At 58.4% G+C, this 2,500-nt stretch carries 2 protein-coding genes; both read right to left on the bottom strand.

Translation table 11 applies throughout. The annotated features are described in order from the left end of the window. The coding region (locus D8M41_RS11370; RefSeq protein WP_238693533.1) for a type IV secretory system conjugative DNA transfer family protein at nucleotides 1-1,342 on the bottom strand (1,342 nt) is incomplete at its 3' end. Then, nucleotides 1,317-2,500, bottom strand: a 1,184-nt coding sequence (locus tag D8M41_RS11660) for an ATP/GTP-binding protein (protein WP_202976002.1), incomplete at its 5' end; no start/stop codon positions are given. The genes D8M41_RS11660 and D8M41_RS11370, both read right to left, overlap by 26 nt.

Raw genomic sequence — 2,500 nt, 5'->3', positions numbered from 1 at the left:
ACCAAGACTGCAAAATCGTGCACACAACAATCCCACGGGAACCATAATGCGAATAAAGATTCGGCAGCTCAGCCCACCGGCACACATTCGCTGCCTCGTCCAGCATCACCACCATCGGGGTACTCAGACGGCCACCTGCATCAATAGCCATCTCTTCCGCCGCTTCCACCGTGGCCACCGTCAACGCTGTCACCAACGGCCCCGCCGTACCAGCGCCTTCTTTCGAGAGGGAATACAGCGTATTCTTCCCCCGCACAAAGTCCTCGGGCACCAGCTGCTCCCGCCGATCTACCCCATCCCCAGCGGGGGTAATCCAGTCCAACACCGCTTGCGACATCAAACAGTTCGCCATCTGCCGCGCCACACCATACACGCCACCACGCTGACGATCCGGAGATGAAATCACCCCTTCCACAGCCTGAGCCATCTGCACAAACCCCGCCTGCCGCAAAATACTCGCCGGCTCATCTTCCGTTTCCCGCGTTAACCACTGGTAAACCTGTGTAATCTGATCCCGATTAACCGCTGCCGCCAATAACAACGCCGCTAAAAGATCCTGCGCGGCCTCATCAAAGAACGCATCCGTTTTCGCTTTCTCATCACGAGAGCCCGCCGCGAAATGCTGCGCAAGCTTCCGCGCTTTGACATCATCACTCACATAAGACAGCGGATCCCACCACCACGACGCTTCCTCACCAGCCACCTGCTGCGGGTCAAACACCCACACCTGCCCCACACCCTGACGCACCCGGCGGGTCGCATCCACAATATCCCGCTTATTCGACGTCACCAACACCGCACCCGGGGCCGCGATAATCCCCGGAATAGCACGCGAAGTCGTTTTACCAGTCCGTGGCCCCCAAATATCAACACACACGTTTTCCCACGAAGAGAACAGCATCTCCCCAGCAAGGGTCTTAGCAATCGGTAACCCCGGCGAATCTACCCCTAAACGCCGCGCATCCGCTAACGCCTGCTTCTTCTTCAAAAACGCAATATCAGCCCCGGCACCCATATACCGGCCCGCCCGATCAATCTTCTGCTGCGGCGACCGAAACAACCACCGCCGACCCACCAGCACACCGAGCGCCAGCAGCACTACCGCGCTACCACAGGAAATAACCGTAGAAGCAGCACTCCACGGCGCTGCCCCCTTCACGACCCCCACCAGAGCACCCACCGGATGATATTCACTCACCGCCTGCCCCGTTAGAAACGCACCCCCGAGATACCCCGCATAGAACACCCCCACACCCAGGCCCAGCACCCCGAGCACACCCCACACCAGCAGGGCCTCAGTATAATTCCCCCGCTTCTTATTCGGCGTCGACATAATACCCATACCCATCCGCAGCCGGAACTAGCGTCCCGCCGCTAACCGCGTCCACAATACTATTCGTCACTTCATTAGCACTGGCAACATTCACCGTGCCATCACTATTACCCCACCGCTTATTCGTATTATTCATCTCAATCTCGACCTGGGTCAGGCGTACCGCCACACTAATCCCTGGACGGCCACCAACCTTGATCATGAATTTCCCAACCCCCGGAGCCTGCCGAGGAGCACCAGAACGAGATCGTTTCTTCGCGATCCGCGACCACGACCCCGGATCCGCCCACGACACTAACCGGGCCGCTTCAGCATTCGATACCGTCACCGCCTGCCGCAGCTTTTCCATCTCCGCATGCGGTAACGCACCCGTAATCACCATCCCTGAGCGCTCCACAAAACCCCGAGCAGCCTGCCGCTCCGTCTCTGTCGGCAACGACTCCAGATCACTCATCGTATGCGTAATCATGGCCTGCCCCACGCCCTCATTACGGTTCAACCGAGTCAGCGCGTCAATACGGTTCACCATCTCCGCACCAGCGCGCAACGCCCGCCACAACTCGTCCAGCACCACAAAATAATTACGCCGCGGCCCTAACCCGGCATCCGCTAACGCATGCGCAACCTCAACCGAAGCGAACGTCGTTGTCCAACACGCCAACAACGCCGCCGCCTGCACATCACGGTGAATATCCCCGATCTGCGACACATCAAACACCGCCGGACGATCCATCCGCAACGCCGCAGACGTCGGCTTGGAAAACATATCCCCGAACCGGCCCTGCCCATTGAGCGACATCAACGACGCCACCAACGCATCCGTTGCGTCCTTATAGCGGTCAGGATCCCCACGATCCAACGCGATATCCTGCAACGCCTGAGGACGAGAAACAATCACGTCTAAAAGATCCTGCACCACCGGCACACCCTCATGCTCTGTCTCTAACAACACCAGGGCCTTATCCAAAATATTTTCCTCATTCGGCGTCACATGCCCTTTCCGCAGAATCGAAATCAGGGCCAGCAACAGCTGAAGTTTGCGAGTATGAGCATCCACGAGCAGCTTTTCACGAATATCAGGCGGAAGCCGATCCGCGATCGCGCTAATCTCTCCCGGATCCAGCACATTCAGATGCCCACGCCCAGGAGCCAGCTGAATCACCTGCC

This window comes from Rothia sp. HSID18069 (assembly GCF_003989155.1).
In the GTDB taxonomy this organism is placed as follows: Bacteria; Actinomycetota; Actinomycetes; order Actinomycetales; family Micrococcaceae; genus Rothia; species Rothia aeria.
This window is presented reverse-complemented; position numbering and strand designations above follow the sequence as displayed.